At 63.3% G+C, this 20,043-nt stretch carries 15 protein-coding genes and 3 tRNA genes; 2 read left to right on the forward strand and 16 right to left on the reverse strand.

The window, feature by feature from the left end; genetic code table 11:
- Positions 1-38 precede the first annotated feature (38 nt).
- From VSX42_RS04890 to VSX42_RS04905, 4 genes are read right to left on the reverse strand one after another with little or no spacing between them, the layout of a single operon-like run.
- Entirely contained in the window at positions 39-2,603 is a 2,565-nt protein-coding gene (locus VSX42_RS04890; RefSeq protein ID WP_326503221.1) for an ATP-dependent DNA helicase RecG, read from the reverse strand.
- A complete protein-coding gene (locus tag VSX42_RS04895; RefSeq protein ID WP_326503222.1) occupies positions 2,603-3,574 on the reverse strand; it encodes a DAK2 domain-containing protein in 972 nt (323 codons plus the stop codon). Before VSX42_RS04895 ends, VSX42_RS04890 begins: the two co-directional genes overlap by 1 nt.
- Entirely contained in the window at positions 3,555-4,595 is a 1,041-nt protein-coding gene (thiL, locus tag VSX42_RS04900) for a thiamine-phosphate kinase (RefSeq protein ID WP_326503223.1), read from the reverse strand. The genes VSX42_RS04895 and thiL overlap by 20 nt, the downstream gene beginning before the upstream one ends.
- A gap of 7 nt (positions 4,596-4,602) precedes the next feature.
- Positions 4,603-5,589, reverse strand: coding sequence for a hypothetical protein (locus VSX42_RS04905; protein WP_326503224.1), 987 nt, complete (start codon positions 5,587-5,589; stop codon positions 4,603-4,605).
- A gap of 149 nt (positions 5,590-5,738) precedes the next feature.
- On the opposite strand from VSX42_RS04905, the gene VSX42_RS04910 reads away from it, so the two are divergent.
- Positions 5,739-6,266, forward strand: coding sequence for a DUF3515 family protein (locus tag VSX42_RS04910; protein ID WP_326503225.1), 528 nt, complete (start codon positions 5,739-5,741; stop codon positions 6,264-6,266).
- 101 nt (positions 6,267-6,367) lie between these two features.
- On the opposite strand, the gene VSX42_RS04915 is transcribed toward VSX42_RS04910, so the two are convergent.
- From VSX42_RS04915 to leuC, 6 genes are all read right to left on the reverse strand, one after another.
- Positions 6,368-7,495, reverse strand: a complete 1,128-nt coding sequence (locus VSX42_RS04915; RefSeq protein WP_326503226.1) for a D-alanine--D-alanine ligase family protein — start codon at positions 7,493-7,495, stop codon at positions 6,368-6,370.
- A gap of 40 nt (positions 7,496-7,535) precedes the next feature.
- Complete coding sequence (locus VSX42_RS04920) at positions 7,536-8,627, reverse strand: NAD(P)H-dependent glycerol-3-phosphate dehydrogenase (protein WP_326503227.1); 1,092 nt, start codon at positions 8,625-8,627, stop codon at positions 7,536-7,538.
- A 22-nt stretch (positions 8,628-8,649) separates the two neighbouring features.
- Positions 8,650-9,423: a lysophospholipid acyltransferase family protein gene (locus VSX42_RS04925; protein ID WP_326503228.1), complete on the reverse strand. Its 774-nt coding sequence runs from the start codon at positions 9,421-9,423 to the stop codon at positions 8,650-8,652.
- A gap of 1 nt (position 9,424) precedes the next feature.
- The gene (murA, locus tag VSX42_RS04930) at positions 9,425-10,747 is read right to left on the reverse strand and encodes a UDP-N-acetylglucosamine 1-carboxyvinyltransferase (protein WP_326503229.1); all 1,323 of its coding nucleotides are present in this window, start codon (positions 10,745-10,747) and stop codon (positions 9,425-9,427) included.
- Between the two features lie 220 nt (positions 10,748-10,967).
- Positions 10,968-11,561: a 3-isopropylmalate dehydratase small subunit gene (gene leuD, locus VSX42_RS04935; RefSeq protein WP_237204481.1), complete on the reverse strand. Its 594-nt coding sequence runs from the start codon at positions 11,559-11,561 to the stop codon at positions 10,968-10,970.
- A 46-nt stretch (positions 11,562-11,607) separates the two neighbouring features.
- Positions 11,608-13,029, reverse strand: a complete 1,422-nt coding sequence (leuC, locus tag VSX42_RS04940; protein ID WP_326503230.1) for a 3-isopropylmalate dehydratase large subunit — start codon at positions 13,027-13,029, stop codon at positions 11,608-11,610.
- A 219-nt stretch (positions 13,030-13,248) separates the two neighbouring features.
- Here leuC and VSX42_RS04945 point away from each other — a divergent pair, with 219 nt between their 5' ends.
- Positions 13,249-13,965, forward strand: a complete 717-nt coding sequence (locus VSX42_RS04945) for an IclR family transcriptional regulator (protein ID WP_135013841.1) — start codon at positions 13,249-13,251, stop codon at positions 13,963-13,965.
- A gap of 96 nt (positions 13,966-14,061) precedes the next feature.
- On the opposite strand, the gene VSX42_RS04950 is transcribed toward VSX42_RS04945, so the two are convergent.
- The 6 genes from VSX42_RS04950 to gltX form a co-directional block, all read right to left on the reverse strand.
- On the reverse strand, positions 14,062-15,777 hold the full coding sequence (locus tag VSX42_RS04950; RefSeq protein ID WP_326503231.1) for a dynamin family protein: 1,716 nt from the start codon (positions 15,775-15,777) through the stop codon (positions 14,062-14,064).
- A gap of 14 nt (positions 15,778-15,791) precedes the next feature.
- Positions 15,792-17,585 (reverse strand): dynamin family protein, encoded by a 1,794-nt coding sequence (locus tag VSX42_RS04955; RefSeq protein WP_326503232.1) that lies wholly within the window; start codon positions 17,583-17,585, stop codon positions 15,792-15,794.
- A 107-nt stretch (positions 17,586-17,692) separates the two neighbouring features.
- Positions 17,693-17,765, reverse strand: a tRNA-Glu gene (locus VSX42_RS04960).
- Positions 17,766-18,009: 244 nt separating this feature from the next.
- Positions 18,010-18,082, reverse strand: a tRNA-Glu gene (locus VSX42_RS04965).
- Between the two features lie 25 nt (positions 18,083-18,107).
- Positions 18,108-18,179 (reverse strand) — tRNA-Gln (locus VSX42_RS04970).
- 311 nt (positions 18,180-18,490) lie between these two features.
- Positions 18,491-20,005: a glutamate--tRNA ligase gene (gltX, locus tag VSX42_RS04975; protein ID WP_326503233.1), complete on the reverse strand. Its 1,515-nt coding sequence runs from the start codon at positions 20,003-20,005 to the stop codon at positions 18,491-18,493.
- Positions 20,006-20,043: the final 38 nt, after the last annotated feature.

The following is a 20,043-nucleotide window of genomic DNA, read 5'->3' on the forward strand; positions in this document are numbered from 1 at the left end:
AACCAGAATAAATGCGGGGCCTACGTCCTTGGCCGAGTCTACCCGCGCCCCAGGAAGGCCTCGCGGTCGGCATCAAGGGCCCGGTCGATGGTGCGGGCCAGGTCGGGGTGTTTGGCCAGGGTGGGGTCAGCCTCAATAATTCCGAAGGCGTCCTGCCGGGCCCGCTCAATGAGTTTGGCATCGGTCAGGGCCCGCAGCAGCTTGAGAGTTGACTTCTTACCTGATTGGGCAGCGCCGAGAATATCACCCTCGCGCCGCTGTTCCAGGTCAATCCGGGACAGCTCGAAACCGTCGGTAGTGGCTGCAACCGCGTTCAGACGCTCCCGACTGACGCCGTCCGCCGGCTGCTTGGTGACCAACAGGCAGGTGCCGGGCAGGGAGCCGCGGCCGATGCGTCCGCGCAGCTGGTGGAGGCCAGAAATACCGAAGCGGTCGGCGTCCATGATAATCATGAGGGTTGCGTTGGGCACGTTGACGCCCACCTCAATCACGGTGGTAGAGACCAACAAGTCGATGCGACCGGCGGAGAATTCGGTCATGACCAGGTTCTTCTCGGCGGTATCCATACGCCCGTGCAGGCCCTCGATGCGAACCCCGGCCAGGGCGGGTACGTCCTCGAGCTCCTCCAGGGTGCTCTCGACCGAGGCCAGCGAACCGCGGGCACTCTCCCCCGCTGCTACCTGGGAGCCCAGCCCCTGATCGGTTATGCTCCCTGCCCCGAAGAGGGTCTGGCCGGCCTCGGCGTCACTGGGGGTATCGGTCCCACCGATTTTGGGCACCACCACATAGACCTGGTGCCCGGCGTCGATTTCTTCGCGGGCGCGGGCCCAGATACGGTCGGCCCAGCGGGGGTGTTCGGCCAGCGGCACCACGTGGGTGGTAATTTTTTGGCGGCCGGCCGGTAGCTGGTCAAGCACCGAGGTGTCGAGATCGCCAAAGACGGTCATGGCGACGGTACGGGGTATGGGGGTGGCGGTCATGACTAGTCGGTGGGGCAGCTCCCCGCCGGGCCCGCGCAGGGCATCGCGCTGTTCAACGCCGAAGCGGTGCTGCTCATCGACCACGACTAGCCCGAGGTCGGCGAAGGTTACCGCGTCTCCGAGCAGGGCGTGGGTGCCAATGACGATGTCTGCCTCACCCGAGGCGATAGCCAGCAGGGCTTCTCGCTTGGCCTTGGTTTTGAGGGAGGCGGTGAGCAGAACGACACGGACGCCCGCACCGACGCTCCCGGAACTGTCCTGCGGGGCCAGCATATCCCCCAGAATCTCGCAGACCGACCGGTAGTGTTGTTCGGCCAGCACCTCGGTGGGGGCCAACATGGCTGACTGGGCACCGTTATCTGCCACCTGCAGCATGGCGCGCAGGGCCACTACGGTTTTACCCGAGCCCACGTCCCCCTGGAGCAGGCGGTTCATGGGGGAAGAGCTGGCCAGGTCAGAGCGAATTTCTGCACCAACAACTTGCTGGCCTTCGGTCAGCTGATAGGGCAGGGCTTCCAACAGGGCGTCCGCGAAACCGCCCTCTACATAGGGGCGGGCAACCGTCTGGTGGGCGGCGCGGGCAGCACGAATACGGGCAAGAGCGGCCTGTAGCACGAAGGCCTCGCGGTAGCGCAGGGAGTGGTGGGCTGCCCGCCAGGTTTCTTCGGTATCGGGAGTGTGCACGGCCCGGTAGGTCCACTCCAGGGAAGGGATCTTACGGCTCTTGCGCACGGTAAAGGGGACTGGGTCTTCGAGTTCCTTGAGGTTGATGCGCTCAATTAGGGTCTCGATGGCTGCGGCCACCTTATCGGTGGGGAACTTGGGGCTGGCCTTATAGACCGGTATGGGGGCGGACGCCCGCGCGGCGGCCCGCTCAATCGCTTCGGCGCTAGCACCGGGGGCGGTGGCCAGTTCTTTACCGGCGATGACGGCGTAGTGGGGGTTGGTCAGGGTGATTTCGCCCCGGTAGGAGCCCACCTTGCCCGAGAACATAACCTGGTCGCCCTCGTGGATGTCTCGGGCTGCTGTCCAGGCGTTGAAGAAGCTCAAGGTCATGGTGCCGCTGGCTGTCAGCGAGTAGGGGCCGGGGGCGTAGCCGCCAAAGACATCTCCCAGCTGGTAGTTGGGCTGGGTGCCCGGTAGCTGGGTGTCGGTGGAGCCCCCTGCGCTACTGTGCAGGCGGGGGTTGGTGTAGCCCCGGGTGTAGGACGCCGGTGGGGCCGCTCCCCGGTAGGCGTTGGGGTTGGGAGGTTGCCAGGTGGGCTCGGGCTGGCCAACCTGATCTAGCTGGTCGGTGATGGTGATTTCTGTGATGGATCCGCGGCGCGATGCCATCTGGCGGGTCGTCACCCGCACCACCCTGGCGACGATGGTAGCTTCGGTACCTTCAACCAGGGAGGAGAAGGGAGTGAGTTCCCCGCGCGGCAGGTACTTGCGGGGGTAGTAGTCCAGGGCCTGCCCCACGGTTTCTAGCCCCAGGTGAGTCTTGAAGGACTTGGCCAGGGTTGCTCCCAGGTAGTCAGCTAGGGGGGCGTTATCGAGGCGGTCTTCTGCGGCGTAGCGGGCCAGGGCGTCCTTTGCCTGCTCGCTCAGTTCCGGGGTCTTGCGTTTGCGGGCTGCCATTAGGGGGTGGGCTCCCGGTGAGCTTCCTGGTGGGCGGGGTCATCCAGGGAGGTGGTTCGCACGTTGAGGGGGTCACCCGCAGCGCGGAGGAGGGCCAGGGCGTCCTCGGCCTCAGGGACGTGCACGTGGATAGCCCACAGGGCCTCGTTCCCGGCTTCGACCTGGGCGATAGAAACCGAGTCCCCGACTGTCTCCAGGGCGCTGCGCAGCTGGGTTACTTCGAGCACGGGCAGAAAAATCTCGCACATAACCTCGATGCGGGCTTCTGCCGCCGAGCGCTGCTGAGCACTTCGGGGTGGTAAGGACGCCGCCCCCACCTGGAGCAGGTCGCGGTAGGTGACCTGCGGGGCGGCCCCCAGTAGCTCTGTTGCCAGGGCTCCTAAGACCAGGTGCAGGCCCAGGGCACCGGAATCTACCCAGCCGTTACGGGCGTGGTCTGCTTCGGCGGTAGCTCGCAGGGCAGTCTCTGAAGCGGCAAGTAGGGTCGTGAGGTAGACCTGCCAGGGGTCCTCTTCATCGGTAGGATCTGGTAGCGGGCAGGTGGTAAGAGCCTGAATGAGGGTGAGCATGGTGCCGTCGATGGGCTGGCTCAGAGCGGCGAAGGCCTGTTGAGCTCCTCGTTCCCAGGCTGCGGCGAGTACCTGCGGGGTCAGGGGCTGTACCGGGGACGGCGGCAGCTGACCTGCCTCCCCCAGTTCCTCAGCCAGGCCCAGGAGCCAGACAGCCAGCAGGGTTCCTGAATTACCCCTGGCCCCTCGTAGGGCCGCTCGGGCAGCTAGAGCCAGGGTGGGCTCGTCCGCCATGCCAGCGGTGTCAGCGGCCCGCCCGAGGGTAGCGACCATGTTGGCCCCGGTATCGGCGTCGGCTACGGGGAAGACGTTAATGCGGTTGAGAAGGGATCGGTGCTCCACCAGCTGGGTGCGAGCGCGCAGTAGCCAGTTCAGCCACCAGTTAGCGGGAACCTGCCTCAAAGTGATCCCATCCTTTCGCGGTGTAGGTGCGGCCGTCGACGGTGATTCCGTCGCCTGCCTGTACCGTACCAATTCTAGTAAATCCGGGCGGTATCTGTGCAGGCGGGCAGGTGCCTAGGAGGCCGTGGTCTTCCCCGCCGGTCAGCACCCAGCGCAGGGCTTGGGCGTCCGCCTGTTCGGGGGTGCCTGCGGCAAGCAGGGCTGCAGAACCTACCCTGCTGACCCAGGGAGCCAGGGCCGATGAATCGAGGTCGAGGGCCACACCGGAGGCCGCTGCGATACGGCCGCCATCGCGCACCAGCCCGTCGGAGACATCCATGAGGGAGGTCAGATAGGGAGCGCCCTCCGGCCCCAGGTGAAGGGGCGAGCGGGGGCGCTGCTGGGCGCGGACGCAGGCGGTCAGCTCTTCGGTGGCGGTGAAGGGGTCTGAGTCGAGCAGGGCAAGACCAGCAGCTGCGGTGCCCAGGGCACCGGCGAAGACTACGGCGTCCCCGGGGCGGGCACCACTTCGGGTGATGGGCCGGTCGGTCAGGCCCACGGCGGTGACCGTTACCGAGATTTCGCTGCCGGAACCCATATCGCCCCCGGCAATCGTGCAGGTGGTAGCCCCCTGGGCAGTGCAAGATTCGGTGAGGCCCCGGGCAAAGTCTTGCACCCAGCTCACGGGGATGTCAGGGGTTAGGGTCAGGGATACCAGCAGGGTGACCGGGGTAGCCCCCATAGCTGCAATATCGGCAAGGTTCTGGGTGGCGGCCTTCCAGCCCACCTCGAACCCACCGGTGGTGTAGCCCGAGGGCCAGCTGCGGCGGAAGTCCTGGTTTTCGGTTTGGGTGTCGGTGCTCATGACGGTCAGCCCGCCCCGCATATCGAGGGCAGCAGAGTCGTCCCCCGGCCCCAGTACCAGGGCGCCGGGGGCACCCAGCTCGGCGCGGACGTCCGCCGCCCGCTCATTGTGCTCAGTCAGAACGGGCAGAAACAGGGCAAGAAGCTGGCCCTCACTCACCTGGGCAACGGTCTGCATAGGGCTCCTAATTCCTGGGCGCGCGGTTACGCCAGACAAAGTTAAAGACCACCAGGGCCAGGCCTGCTGTGGCAATACCCGTAAAAATCAGCAGGGGGCGGGCACCGTTCATAATGGTGTTGCCGCGCTGGAAGATACTCCCCCCGGTCACCGCCCCGGCCTGGTGCCCCTGGGCTTCTGCCCCGGCAACACCGGCGGCCTGGTTGGGGTCGGCAGATGAGGATCTGTTCCCCTGGGCCCCCGACACGTTCAAGAAGCCCTCCACCCACTCAGGTGCCCCCGCGTACCCGGGGCTCTGCTGGCTACTTGAGAAAATACCCAGCACTGTTCCATCTACCGGTGAGGTTTCCAGCTGGCTAGTATCGGCATCCATGCGGGCCGGGTCCTGGGCCCCAGCGACGCTGTTGCCCAGGGTTGAGGGCACGAAGGCCTCCTGGCCCGGTAGCGCAGCTCCGCTGCCCTCGCTTTGGCCCGTACCGGTGGATGACTGGGCCGAGGGGTCGGCGGCGGGCAGGCTGGGCAGCCCGGCAGCTCCTCCGGTCACGTCCGGGGCGGACGTCTCCCCCGGCGGCACCGGAACCACGATAACCGACTCGCTGGGCGCAGGAACCGGCTCAGAATCAGCAGAAGGCACCGGGTCGCTGGTGGGTTCTGGTGCCGGGCTAGATGGCGCAGGCGAGCTAGGTTCAGGCGCTGGGCTTGTCGGCTCCGCACTCGTAGGCTCAGGGCTAGGAGTCTCCGGTGTTGGTGTTCCGGGGCTGGGTGATTCAGTAGCGCTAGGGGCGACTGTGACCTCCAGGCGGGGGCTCTCGCTCGGGCTCTCACCCACCGACGGTGTGCTGGTGGGTGTGAAACTTGTCTGGGCGGGGCTTTCTATTGGGTCAGCGGCAAAAGCGCTCTGGGGGCCGGTCAGAACCTGCCCGGCGAGCAGGGCAAGGGGGGCTACCGTCACGGCAAGAGCCGTCCCCGCCGCATAATAGGTCTTCTGCTTCATAGCCCCTCCTTCCATCGCTCATATCCAGGTAGTCTTGTTCGGTTACCCGTCCCGGCTAACTCTACCCCTACCCTACCGAATCTGCTCTCCCCCGGCTAGCGCCCCTCACCACCGGCGTCCTGCCACAGCGAAAGTTATACAATAGCCAGGTGAGAACACCGCACAAACCCCTTATCCTTTTACTAACCGCCCTAGGCCTGAGCGGCTGCGGGGCAGGTGCCGTCAACCTTGAACCGGCCCCAGACGCCGCTAACCCCACCTGCGCCTACGCACTGGTTGCTATGCCCGATACCGTGAGCGGCCTGGCCCAGCGCGAAACCACCGCCCAGGCCACCACCGCCTGGGGCGACCCCAGCGCCGTCATTCTCAAGTGCGGGGTCGAGCTCGACACAGCCCCCGTCTCAGATACCTGTGTATCGGTCAACGGCGTTGACTGGATCGTCAAACCCGCCGACGAAGAAATCGCCGCTGCCGCCGAGCAAACTGCCACCGGCACCTGGGTCGCCGAAACCTTCGGCCGTGACCCCGCCGTGCAGGTCACTTTCGACGCTGACCGGGTCTCCTCCTCCACCGTCCTTGCAGAAGTATCGTCGGCCGTCGCCCAGATACCCCAGCAGATGCAGTGCACCAATGTCGATGACACCCTTACCGACATCGACAGCGGCACCGGCAGCTAAACGAGAAACCGTGTAAGCGAAAACCCCCGATACCGTCTCAGGTAGCGGGGGTTTCGTTGACATCTAGAAGCAGGGGCTTACCCCAGTGCCTGTGAGGTCTCCTAGCGCAGGCCCAGGGGGCGCTCTAGAGCCAGAGAAATCAGCTCATCAATCAGCTCGCCGTAGGGCAGGCCAGTGTTCTCCCACATGGTCTTATACATGGAAATCGGGGTAAAGCCGGGCATGGTGTTCACTTCGTTAATCACCAGGCGGCCATCCTCGGTGTAGAAGAAGTCAGCGCGGCACAGGCCCTCACCGTCAACGGCTAGGAAGGCCTCAACAGCTAGCTGGCGCATCCGCTCAGAAACCTCAGCGGGTAGGTCAGCCGGGCAGCGGGTCTCAGCCGAAGTCTTCGAAACGTACTTGGCCTCAAAATCATAGAAACCGTGCTGCTCATCAACCACCACAATCTCACCGGGGTAAGAAGCCCGAGGCAGCTCAGAGCGGTGCCCATCGAGCACAGCACACTCAATCTCACGGCCCACAATACCGGCCTCAATCACCAGCTTGGGGTCGTGGGCCTGGGCCTCGGCAATCGCCGCATCGAGCTGGTCCGCCGAATCAACCTTGGTGATACCGAAGGACGAGCCCGCGCGGGCAGGCTTCACAAAGACCGGGTAACCCAGCTTTTCGATGCGCTCGCGGGCACCAGCCTGGTCAAGCACCCACTGCCGGTGGGTCACAACCTCATAGGGCCCAACCTCTAGGCCAGCAGCCTCAAAGGCCACCTTCATGAAGTGCTTATCCATGCCGATAGCAGATGAGGCTACGCCGCAGCCTACGTACTTCAAATCTGCCATTTCCAGCAGGCCCTGCACGGTGCCGTCCTCGCCGAAGGGGCCGTGGAGCAGGGGGAATACCACGTCGATAGCCGGGCCCACCTCAACGCTGGTGGCATCGGCGGAGTCAATCAGTCGTAGGCGGTTATCGCCGCCGCCCAGGGGCAGGAAGACCTGCTTGCCCTCAGCGGGGAACTCTGCCAAGGCGGTAGCCTCAGTCAGCTCGATCAGGGTTGCTTCGTCGGTCAGGTACCAGCGGCCGTCCTTAGTGATACCGATGGTGACCACGTCGTACTTGTCGTGGTCGATAGCCCCGAGTACGCCTCGGGCGGTAATCAGTGAGATGGAGTGCTCGGATGAGCGCCCACCGCACAGCAGAGCGACGGTAGGTTTGGTGCTGGTTTCGGTCATAACGTCCTTTGGTTTCGTGCGGGGCTCAGCCCCGTCTGCCCTAGCTGACTGCCGGGGTGCTTCCCTCAGATTTGAGGGAGCGGCCCAGCAGGACGGGGGCTAATTCTTCAACTGATATTCTACGGTCGAGCACGGCGGTGACCGCTTCGGTGATGGGCATTTCTACCCCTACTTTTCGCGCGAGTTCTGCCACAACGGGGGCAGACTTGATGGACTCGGCGGTCTGGGTCATCACGGTGTGCAGCTGGTCAGGGGCAATGCCTTCGGCCAGCAGACGCCCGGCGGTGTGATTACGGGAAAGCGGTGAGGCGCAGGTGGCGATGAGGTCGCCCATACCGGCCAGGCCGCTCATGGTCTCACTCTTACCGCCAAGAGCCAGGGCCAGGCGGGTGGTCTCGGCAAGGCCCCGGGTCATGACCGAGGCCTTGGAGTTATCGCCGTACTGCTTTCCCTCGCACATACCCACGCAGAGGGCAATGACGTTCTTGACCAGACCGCCAATTTCTACGCCCACAATATCGGTGTTGGTGTAGGGGCGGAAATAGTCGGCAGCACAGATAGCGGCAATCTGCCGGGCGGTTTCCTCACTTTGAGCGGCAACCACGCTGGTCGTGGGCTGCTCCGCGATGATTTCCTTGGCCAGGTTAGGGCCAGAGAGCACGGTGACCCGCCCGGGGACAGCCTCTACGGCTTCGGGGGCTGCACCGCTGGCGATCAGGTGGCTTTGCAGCACCTCAACCATGACCTCGCTCATGCGCAGGCCTGTACCCATTTCCAGCCCCTTGGCCAGGGAGACCAGCAGGGCGTCCTCTTCCATCAGGGGGGCAAAGACCTCAAGCTGGGAGCGCAGTACCTGGGCGGGAATAGCCAGCACCACGATGCTGGCCCCGGTCAGGGCTTCAGCGGCATCGGCCGTCATGACCAGCGTGTCGGGGAGCTTAACCCCGGGGAAGTAGCCCTCGTTGGTGCGACTCTGCTGCATGGCTTCCATCGTGTTGGGGTTACGCCCCCACAGCACGACCTGCCGATTGGCGCCTGAGCCGGTGGCGGCGTCCGCAAGAACCTTGGCAAAAGCGGTGCCCCAGCTACCTGCTCCAAGAACAGCAATTTTCTGGTGCTTCACATCGGTCATGGGTGCGTGCCTCCCCTAGCGGTTACTGGTCAGGTGACTGGCGGACGTCCAAAACGGCGTTCCAGCGCCCGGCAGGGGCTTTCTCGCCGCGCAGGCCCTCAAGCAGGGCGGTGACGTCGTCGAGCATGCGGTTGGTGACGGCGGCCAGCTCGTCATGGGTGTAGCGGGCACCGTCTTCGCGGCGCTGGACCAGGTCGCTAAAATCAACCGGGTCGCCCACCACAATCTTGACCTTCTTACGGGGCCAGCTGAAGCGGGGCTTGCCGCGGCGGGGCCAGAAGTCCTGGTCGCCCCAGTGAGCTACCGGGTAGACCGGGGCGCCGGTGGCCAGGGCCAGGCGGGCTGCCCCCGACTTACCTGTCATGGGCCACATGTCGGGGTCCTTAGTCAGGGTGCCCTCGGGGAAAATAATGACCGCTCCCCCGGCACCCAGAACATTCTGGGCTACCTCAAGGGACTGGCCTGCCCGGGCTGAGCCGCGGGCAACCGGGATGTGGGCGCACTGGCGCATGAGCCAGCCCAGCACCGGCACCCTGAACAGCGTTTCTTTGGCCAAGAACCGGGGCAGCACGCCCTCAAGGAAGAGGGGGTAGGCTGCGGTAATCGGGTCTACCACGGTCAGGTGGTTTGAGACCACGATAAACCCGCCGGTCTTGGGTAGCTTCTCCCGCCCCTCAATCTGCGCCTTCATGGGCAGGTTGTAGAGGGGGCGCAAGAGCGTACCGGCTACGGTGTAGACCGCATCCCCCATTTTGGTGGGCTTGATATCACTCAAAGAAGCGCTGTTCTTGCTCATCTTAGGCAGTGACCTCGAAGTTAGCGCCTAGGGCGGTGAGCTTATCAACGAAGTGCTCATAGCCACGGGAGATCACGGAAACGCCGGTGACGTTTGAGGTGCCTTCAGCGGTCAGGGCAGCAATCACGTGGGAGAAGCCACCGCGCAGGTCGGGCACGTTGATGTCGGCGCCGCGCAGGGGGGTCTTACCGGTGATGATGGCTGAGTGCTTGAAGTTCTGGTGGCCGAAGCGGCAGGGGGTGGGGCCCAGGCAGTCCTTGTGCAGCTGCACGGTAGCGCCCATACGAACTAGGGCGTCGGTGAAGCCGAAGCGGTTCTCGTAGACGGTCTCGTGAACAACGGAGACGCCCTTAGCCTGGGTCATGGCGACGACCAGGGGCTGCTGCCAGTCGGTCATGAAGCCGGGGTGCACGTTGGTTTCAACGAAGAGGGGGTTCAGATCGCCGCCCTGGTGGAAGAAGCGGATGCCCTCGTCGGTGATGTCCAGGCCGCCGCCCAGCTTGCGGTAGACGTTGATGAAGGTAGAGAGGTCCTTCTGGTTGGCGTTGCGCACGAAAATGTCGCCACCGGTGGCCAGGGCTGCTGACGCCCAGGAGGCTGATTCGTTACGGTCGGGCATGGCCACGTGGTTGAAGCCGGTCAGCTCGTCGACGCCCTCAATGATGATCTGACGGTCGGTTTCGACGGTGATGATGGCGCCCATCTTCTGCAGGATAGCGATGAGATCCATAATCTCGGGCTCAATGGCAGCGCCGGTCAGCTCGGTCTTGCCCTTGGCACGAGAAGCGGCCAGCAGAACCTGCTCGGTGGCGCCCACTGAGGGGTACTCCAGGTTGATCTGGGCGCCCTTGAGACCGCCTGCGGGGGCCTTCATAGAGATACCGGTGGGCAGCTTCTCAATCTTGGCGCCAAACTTTTCGAGTACGCGCAGGTGCCAGTTGATGGGGCGGTCACCAATCTTGCAGCCGCCCAGGTCGGGAATGAAGGCCTCACCGATGGTGTGCAGCAAGGGGCCACAGAGCAGAATCGGGATGCGGGAGTCGCCTGCGTGCACCTCAATGTCAGTGTGGTTGGCTACAGAGACCTTTGAGGGGTCCATGCGCAGCTCACCGGCCTGCATGTTGTAGTCCACCGATACGCCGTGCAGCTCAACCAGGTCAGTAACGACCTGTACGTCCTTGATTTCGGGAACGTTGCGGAGCACCGAGGGGGTGGAACCCAGCAGGGCGGCAACCATGGCCTTGGGGACCAGGTTCTTAGCACCGCGGACGTTTACCTCGCCCTTCAGAGGGGTGCCACCTTCAATACGCAGTGCGCTGACCATGTATGTCCAATCGTCAAAACTATTAGGGTGTTGATTCGCGTTACTTTACGCGTCAATTCTCGTTTACCAACTTTACCCCACTTAGGTGCACTAGTTGTTGTACAGGCGGTGTTCTTAGCCATACCACAGCTTTTACTTATCTAGACGGGCTAGGCAGAACGCCACAAGGACGCCGGTACGCGGGGCACGGCGTCCTTGCGGTTAAAGCTGTGGGCTGGTTCTACAGCTGCTGGGTGCGGGGCAGCCAGGCCGGGCGCTTGGCCTCATAGGCGGTGATGGCGTCCTCGTGCTGCAGGGTAAGGCCGATGTCGTCCAGGCCCTCCATCAGGCGCCAGCGCACATAGTCGTCAATCTGGAAGGGCACGGTCAAAGCGCCGACAGTGACGGTCTTGTCTTCTAGGTCAACGGTGACTTCGGTGCCGGGTTCTGCCTCTAGCTGCTTCCAGATCAGTTCGATGTTGTCCTGGTCCACCTGGGCAGCAACCAGGCCCTGCTTGCCTGAGTTACCGCGGAAGATGTCAGCAAAACGGGCTGAGATAACCACGCGGAAACCGTAGTCCTTGAGAGCCCAGACCGCGTGCTCGCGGGAAGAACCGGTACCGAAATCGGGGCCAGCAACCAGCACTGTGCCATGCTTGTAGGGCTCCTGATTGAGGATGAAGTTCTCGTCCTTACGCCAACCAGCGAACAGGGCGTCGTCGAAGCCGGTCTTGGTCACGCGCTTGAGGTAAACGGCGGGGATAATCTGGTCGGTATCGACGTTGGAGGCACGCAGGGGCACGCCAATGCCGGTGTGCTTCTTAATGGGTTCCATGAAAAATCCGTTCCACCCGGGCTTACCGGGTTCATTCAAAGAGGGCCTACAGGTCTGCCGGTGATGAGAGAGTGCCGCGGATGGCGGTAGCGGCGGCGACCAGAGGGGAAACCAGGTGGGTGCGTCCGCCCTTACCCTGGCGTCCTTCAAAGTTGCGGTTGGAGGTCGAAGCGCAGCGTTCGCCGGGGGCCAGCTGGTCGGGGTTCATACCCAGGCACATGGAGCAGCCGGCAAAACGCCAGTCGGCGCCGAAGTCCTTGAAAATCTGATCCAGGCCCTCTTCTTCAGCCTGGGCTCGCACCTTCTGGGAGCCGGGGACGACCATCATGCGCACACCCTCAGCCAGCTTCTGGCCCTTGACGATCTCGGCGGCAGCGCGCAGGTCTTCGATACGGGAGTTAGTGCAGGAGCCCAGGAAGACTACGTCCACGGGGATGTCCTTCATGGGGGTACCTGCGGTCAGGTCCATGTATTCCAGGGCACGAGCGGCTGCCTTCTGCTCGTTTTCGTCCTCGAAGTCCTCGGGGAAGGGCACAGCCTGGGAGAGAGGGACGCCCTGGCCCGGGTTGGTGCCCCAGGTAACGAAGGGTTCCAGCTCGTCGGCATTGATGAAGACCTCTCGGTCAAAGGTAGCCCCCTCGTCGGTGGGCAGGGTCTTCCAGTATTCAACGGCAGCATCCCAATTCTCACCGGTCGGTGCGTGAGGGCGGCCCTTGACGTATTCAAAGGTGGTCTCGTCGGGAGCGACCATGCCTGCGCGAGCACCGGCTTCAATGGACATGTTGCAGATGGTCATGCGCCCCTCCATCGAGAGAGCACGAATAGCCGAGCCGCGGTATTCCAGCACGTAGCCCTGGCCACCGCCGGTACCGATTTCGGCGATAACAGCCAGGATGATGTCCTTGGCGGTGACACCGGGCTTGAGGGTGCCCTCAACATTGATGGCCATGGTCTTGAAGGGGGCCAGGGGCAGGGTCTGGGTAGCCATCACGTGCTCCACCTCAGAGGTACCGATGCCGAAGGCAAGAGCACCAAAGGCACCGTGGGTTGAGGTGTGGGAGTCACCGCAGACCACGGTCATGCCGGGCATGGTCAGACCCAGCTGGGGGCCCACCACGTGCACGATGCCCTGCTCTTTATCGCCCAGGGAGTGAATACGCACGCCGAATTCTTCAGCATTGCGACGCAGGGTTTCGATCTGGGTGCGGGAAGTCAAGTCAGCGATGGTGGAGAAGATGTTCTCGGTGGGAGTGTTGTGGTCCTCGGTTGCGATGGTGAGGTCTAGGCGACGCAGGGAGCGCCCTTCAAGGCGCAGGCCCTCGAATGCCTGAGGTGAGGTCACTTCGTGGACCAGGTGCAGGTCGATGTAGAGCAGGTCGGGCTTGCCATCTTCGCCGGGCACTACGGTGTGCGCGTCCCAAACCTTCTCTGCCAAGGTTCGCGGGGTATGGTCGGTAATACCAGCCATGTCGTCCTCCAAAAAAATTTTCTCGTGATGCTTTAACAAGTGTGACGCGCTAAAGAAAATCTTTCCAATAAATGAACTTGCATATCAGCATATGAGAAGTCATCATAGGTTATACGGACACAATCCTTTTAGTTCTCAATCTTTCACACTCGGAAGGCCCCACCTCACCATTCACCTGGGCCGCAGAGCGGCCCACGACCACAGGCGAAAGTTACCACCATGCAAGATAACCGCAGCTCAGGCGTCGGCGTCCTCGACAAAGCCGCCCATATTCTTGACTGTCTCGAAGCAGGCCCCGCCACCCTGTCCCAGCTCGTTGAAGCCACCGGGCTTGCCCGCCCCACGGCCCATCGACTAGCTGTTGCCCTCACCCACCACCGCCTGGTAGCCCGCGACGTTCAGGGCCGCTTCATGCTCGGCCCCCGCCTGGGCGAGCTATCCAGCGCCGCCGGTGAAGACCGCCTGATTGCAGCCGCAGGCCCCGTGCTCAACAACCTGCGTAATGTCACAGGTGAATCCTCCCAGGTCTTCCGTCGCCAGGGTGACTGGCGAGTCTGCGTGGCCTCCGCCGAGCGTCCTATCGGCCTGCGCGACACCATCCCGGTCGGCACCCAGCTTTCCATGAAGGCAGGCTCAGCCGCCCAGATTCTTACTGCTTGGGAAGACCACGCCCGCCTGGTCGAAGGCCTGCACAACGCCCGTTTCTCAGCCACCATGCTGGCAGCTGTCCGCCGCCGCGGCTGGGCCCAGTCCGTCGGTGAGCGCGAACGCGGTACCGCATCCGTTTCAGCACCGGTGCGCTCCCCCTCTGGCAAGGTCATTGCGGCGGTTTCTATCTCGGGCCCCATCGAACGTCTGACCCGTCAGCCCGGCCGCCTGCACGCCGAAGTAGTGTGCGAGGCTGCTGCTGCACTGACTGAGGCGCTGCGTAGCTAAAACCTTCTTCAGCAGGGGTTTCACAGGCCTCTTACTAAGATGCTGAAACGCAGAAACTCCCCGCTCACCGGTTTCGGTGGGCGGGGAGTTTTTGTTTTATCGCGCCTCGTGCAGAGCCTGACGGTAGCCCTGGAGGCGGGCTAGTTCGTCCTGCACGGGGGCGGTGACGCAGCGGGCTGCCACATCTGCCAGGTTTGTTTCGAGCTGGCGGCGGATGTTCTTGGCGTAGATGCGGTGCCCCACTGCTGCTAGCCCTCGGCCCAGGGCAGCTGTCAGAATGCCCAACAACATGCCGGTGGCCACGAGCAGGGTGGGCACGGGCAGGGGGAAACCCTCGATGGTGGGCGGGTCGGGCAGCATAATCTGGAAGTAGCCTGCCACTGCCAGACCGGTGAGCCAGAGCAGGCCCACAAGAGCCGTTGCTAGCCCGACCCATTGCAGAATGTTGAGCAGGTGCCACCACCAGCGCTTCTTCTGGGCGTCGTAGTGCACGGTGGCTGCGGCCCGCTCGATTTCACCGGGGAGCTGACCCTCGAAGGTTCGGGCTGCTGCCCTGATGGAGTGGCTCCAGGGCTCTTCAACGCCGTCTGAGACGCTCGTGGCAAAGGTGCGCAGGGAGGTTGAGAGGGCCGCTTTCTGGGGGACTCCCAGCGGCGGCAGGGAGGACTTAGAGAGAGGTGCCCCGTCGTGGTCCTTGTGCAGGCCCAGGCGCTTGAGGGGGTCGCGTTTGATTTTGAGTAGCCAGCGGGTTGCAATCCAGCCGGTGGACGAGGCCGCGTGCAGCTTGTAGGAATCCGCTGCGGCCTTGACCAGGGCTTCTGCACCCGAGGCGGTATAGAAGTCGTCCTCGAGCCGGGTGGTTGCGGCGGCGGTGATGCCGGCGGGTTCTCCCCCGCCGTCCTGGGCAGCAAGGTCTGAGCGGACACCCGCCAAATCGGCTTCGAGACGGGCAACCGCGGCGCTCTTGGCGACGGTGACCTGACCGAGAATCTCGCGGAGGCGGGGTATCTGGTAGCCGGTGCGGGCTGAGACGCCCAGAGGGTCCGCAAGCAGGGTGGGGCTCAGCCCGTCCTGAGCCAGCAGGAGCTTGAGGGAGTCAAGTACAGCCGGGACCTCGGCCTCATCGAGCCTATCTACCTGGTTGAGCACGGCCAGGGTTACTGCTCCGTGGGCCGCCAGGGGCTGGATGAAGTCCTGGTGAATGACAGCGTCGGCGTACTTTTGCGGGTCCATGACCCAGACCAGCACATCCACACACTCGGCCATTTTTTCAACGATAGCCCGGTTAGAGGCTTCTACCGAGTCGAAGTCGGGTAGGTCGAGTAGGATGAGCCCGCCACTGGCCTGTTCGGTCTTGCCGGCTCCTACCGAGCGGCGAATCTTGTTCCACATGCCCACGGTCACCGGTACGTCGGCTCGGTTGAGGGCTTCTGCGGCCTGGGCGGGGTCTTCGTCCATGTAGGTACGGTTGGTGACGCCCAGCCAGTCCAACAGGGGTTCTTCCCCTTCCTTACCCCAGATGGCGGCCTGGGCGGTGGAGGTGGTGGGGCGGCGGGCCGCGCTCTTGGCGATGTCTTTACCGACTACCGCGTTGAAGAGGGTGGACTTGCCCGAGCCGGTGGCACCGAAAAAGCCGATGACGGTGTGCTCGGCAGACAGTTCCCGGCGGGCTGCTGCCCGGCCCAGGGTTGCTCGGGCAGTTTCGAGGGTTTCGGGGGTTACTCGCCCCTCGCCCAGGTCAAGTGCCTCGGTGAGGGCATCCAGGCGGGTGGCCAGAGCGGTGGTGGCGAAAGCTGTATCTGTGGTGGTCACGGTGGTACTCTCGCTTACTTGGTCTCGTCAGTGGGTGCGGGTTTGGCTGCGATGGAGGCGGACGCCAGCTGCTCCCCCGCGCGGGCCAGGATCTGGGCCGCTTCGGTCAGGTCGGCAGCTGAGGGGGTTTCGGGATCGGTGCTGCCGCTTGCCTCGTCCAGGCGCTGGGTAAAGCGTTCCTGCTGGCTGGCAAGGAGCTCTCGCATACGCTCTTCGAGGCGGGTGCGAGCTCCGGCTGCCATGCGGCGTACGGCGTCCTCACCGAAAATTGCTTCGAGCAGTTTCTGGCCCACCACACCTGAGCCGCCGGCGATGCCCACTTCTAGGCCGGTGAGGCCGCCGGTCATGGAGAAGACCGCAACCATCAGAATCACGGCGGTGACGTTCACGCCCAGCGACATGAAACGGGCCCGCTGGCGCTTACCGGCGCCTTCGGCGGCGATGATATCCATGACGTCCTGCTGCCAGGCTCGAATTGACTCGGCGACCTCTTCGGAGAAGTTCTCGCCCAGGGCTGCCAGGTCATCCCCAGCCAACAGGGCACGCCCGGCTCGGTCTTCGAGCCAATGGCGCTGGGCGGTCTCAGCGGCAGCTGCGGCTTCTTCCATGATGACCGAGTGCAGACCCACTTCAAGGGCCTGTTCTACCTCTACGGCACGGGTGGGCGGAGTGCCCCTGAAGAACCCGGCGACGCGATCGCGTACCTTACCGATAGTGGTTTCTACCTGGCGGAAGAATTCGCCGGTACCCACAAAGTCCTGCCAGCGGGTCAGCACCTCGCCGCGGAGCATCTGCCCGTCCTGGGTGGCCTCGTTCAGGTTGGCCAGGGCTCGCTCAAAAGCCAAGGTGACGTCCGCGCGCAGGCGGGCTTCGGCGTCCTGCTGTTCTCCGGCAGCCTGGGCGAGAATAGCTGCCTGCTGCCCTACCGCCCGCACCGCACCTTCTAGGGTGCGGCGGGCGATATCGGAGCGGGCGTCCACGTCAGCGCCCAGGGAGCGCAGCCAGAAAATCAGGGGGGTGAGGGCGACGGAGGGCAGCAGCCCGCGTTCGTCGCGTTCCTGTTCGGTCACAGAGTGAATCAGGGCGGGAGTGATGCCAGCTTCGGTCAGCATGCGGGTGAGGTCGGCTTCAATTTCGTCCTCGGCGCCCTCGGGCACGCGGTTGAGCACCACGGCGATGGTGATATCGCGGGCAGCTGCCTGGCGCAGAATCTCCCAGGGCACGGCGTCGGCGTAGCGGTTGGCGGTGGTCACAAAAAGCCAGAGGTCGGCAGCACGCAAGAGCTGCTGGGCCAGGCGGCGGTTCTCGTCTGAGACCGAGTCAAAGTCGGGGGCGTCGATCAGGGCGATTCCGGCAGGCAAGGAGTCGACGGGTACGGTGACCAGTTCATCCTGGCCCTTGTGGGGGTTAGCACCGGGTAGGGTTTCGCCGGGGGCTACCGGAACTCGCACCAGGTGGGGCAGCATGCGCTCGGGGGTGAAGGCATCAGCGTCTTCGGGGCGGTGCAGAAGGACGGGCTGGCGGGTGGTGGGTCGGATCGCGCCGGAGCGGGTGACGGGCTCCCCCATTAGGGTGTTGACCAGGGTGGACTTACCAGCACCGGTGGAGCCACCCACCACGACGGTCAGCGGGGCGTCGAGGGTAGCCAGCTTAGGCAGGATGTAGTCATCGAGCTGGGTGACGGCGGTACGCGCCTCCTTGCGCGCTGCGTCGGCTGAGCCGGTGACCAGGGGGAAGGACGCCGCAGCGAGGGTATTGCGGGCATCGCGAACTGCGGTGAGAGCGGGAGTGATTGATTCGTTGTGCACGTACCCTATTCTCGCATGTTTAGCGAAAGACGCGGGGCTTGGCAGCCAATGACTCTGTGGGCAAAAGAAAAGCTCCACATCCTACTGGATGTGGAGCTTTTAGCCTGTGACCCCAACCGGATTTGAACCGGTGTTGCCGCCGTGAGAGGGCGGAGTACTAGGCCGCTATACGATGGGGCCGAAACTCTTTCGAGCTGCTGCCGTTTCCGGCAACAGATAAAACTATACACACACCGTTTACCTGCGCACAAGCTGGAAGGGTGTAATCTGCGCCATTTCTAAGAACACAGGCGCACGGGGCAAATGTGGCGCCTACCGCCATATGTGGCAATGGCGCTGCCACATTTGGCGACCATCGCAACATGTTGCATTCAGACACACGAAAAAATCCCCCGCTTCGAATGAAGCGAGGGATTTTAGCCTGTGACCCCAACCGGATTTGAACCGGTGTTGCCGCCGTGAGAGGGCGGAGTACTAGGCCGCTATACGATGGGGCCGCAACATCTTGAAACAAGATGTTCGCTGGGATACCAGGACTCGAACCTAGAATGACGGTACCAGAAACCGTAGTGTTGCCAATTACACCATATCCCATTATTATTTGCTCCGGCTTGTTTTCCTTTCGGAACTCATCGCCGCAACGAGTAATAACTCTATACGAGCTTTTGAGAGCGTGCAACTTGAAATCTGTAGAGCTGGCTCACATTCAAGTAGTTCACCCCGCGTTTACCCTTATTTCTAGCGGTTTTTGGTCCCAAAATTTTTGTAAAAATTCCTGAAAAAGCCGCTGCGGGCGTCCTACTTCCCCATTTTTCTCCCCTCCCAGGTCTTATAAAAAACACCGCCCCGCTCCCCCACTAGGTGGGGTCACGGGGCGGTGCGTGAGCTAAACCTTGAAATTTTTTTTAGGCCAGCGAAGCGCGGAGCTTCTTCAAGCGAGCAAGAGAGGAATCCTTGCCCAGAATCTCCATAGACTCGAAGAGCGGCGGTGAGATGCGCTGGCCGCTCATGGCGGTGCGCACCGGGCCAAAGGCCAGGCGGGGCTTGATCTCAAGACCATCAACGATAGCTTCGCGCAGGGCAGCTTCGATGGTGGCAGCGGTGAAATCGGTCAGGCCCTCAACGGCGGTGATAGCCGCATCGAGAACTGCCGGTGCTGACTCCTTGAGCTGCTTGGCGGCGTCCTCAGCAACCTCGATGTTCTCGTCGGCGGTGAAGAGGAAGCCCAGCAGGCCGGGGGCCTCGCCCAGAAGCTGCATGCGCTCCTGCACCAGGGGGGCCGCCTCGGTCAGAATAGCCTGCTCGCGCTCAGTCAGGTTCTCGAAGCTCTCAGCAGAAACCAGCTGCGCCTTGTGCAGGAAGGGAACCAGGCGGTTGCGGAAGTCCTCTGCCTCCAGCAGACGAATGTGGGTGCCGTTGATGGCCTCTGCCTTCTTCAGGTCGAAGCGGGCGGGGTTAGCCAGTACGTCCTTGATGTCGAAGGCGGCAACCATCTGATCCATGGTGAAGATGTCTTCGTCGTGGGAGAGGGACCAGCCTAGCAGGGAGAGGTAGTTGAGCAGGCCTTCCTTGATGAAACCGGCATCCAGCAGGTTGTAGAGGCTGGACTCGGGGTCGCGCTTGGAAAGCTTCTTGTTGCCCTGGCCCATGACGTAGGGCAGGTGGCCGAATTCGGGGATGAAGCTGGTGACGCCAACCTCAACCAGGGCCCGGTAGAGGGCAATCTGGCGGGGGGTTGATGACAGCAGGTCCTCGCCACGCAGCACGTGGGTGATGCCCATGAGGGCGTCGTCAACGGGGTTGACCAGGGTGTAGAGGGGCTTGCCGTTGGCGCGGACGACCACGAAGTCGGGTACGGAACCGGCCTTGAAGGTGATGTCACCGCGCACCAGGTCGTGGAAGGTGATGTCCTCATCGGGCATGCGCAGGCGCAGCACGGGGGTACGGCCCTCGGCGCGGTAGGCGGCCTTCTGTTCTTCGGTCAGGTCGCGGTCGAAGTTGTCGTAGCCCAGCTTGGGGTCTTCGCCCTTAGCCTTGTGGCGCTCTTCAACCTCTTCGGGGGTTGAGAAGTCTTCGTAGATGAAGCCGCCGGCCTTGAGCTTTTCTACCACGTCAGCGTAGATGTCCATACGCTCTGACTGGCGGTAGGGGGCGTGGGGGCCGCCGATGCCGACGCCCTCGTCCCAGTTGATGCCCAGCCACTGCAGGGATTCGAGCACCTGGTTGAAGGATTCTTCGGAGTCGCGGGCGGCGTCGGTGTCTTCGATGCGGAAGACCATGGTGCCGCCGGTGTGCTTGGCGTAGGCCCAGTTGAAGAGGGCGGTTCGCACCATACCCACGTGCGGGGTTCCGGTGGGTGAGGGGCAGAAGCGGACGCGGGTCTCGCTGGGGTCGTTGAGTTTCAGAGCGTAATCACTCATGGATGCGGGCACATCCCTTTCTAGTTGAAAGCTGTTCG

The organism is Rothia nasimurium, assembly GCF_035916755.1.
Classification (GTDB): domain Bacteria; phylum Actinomycetota; class Actinomycetes; order Actinomycetales; family Micrococcaceae; genus Rothia.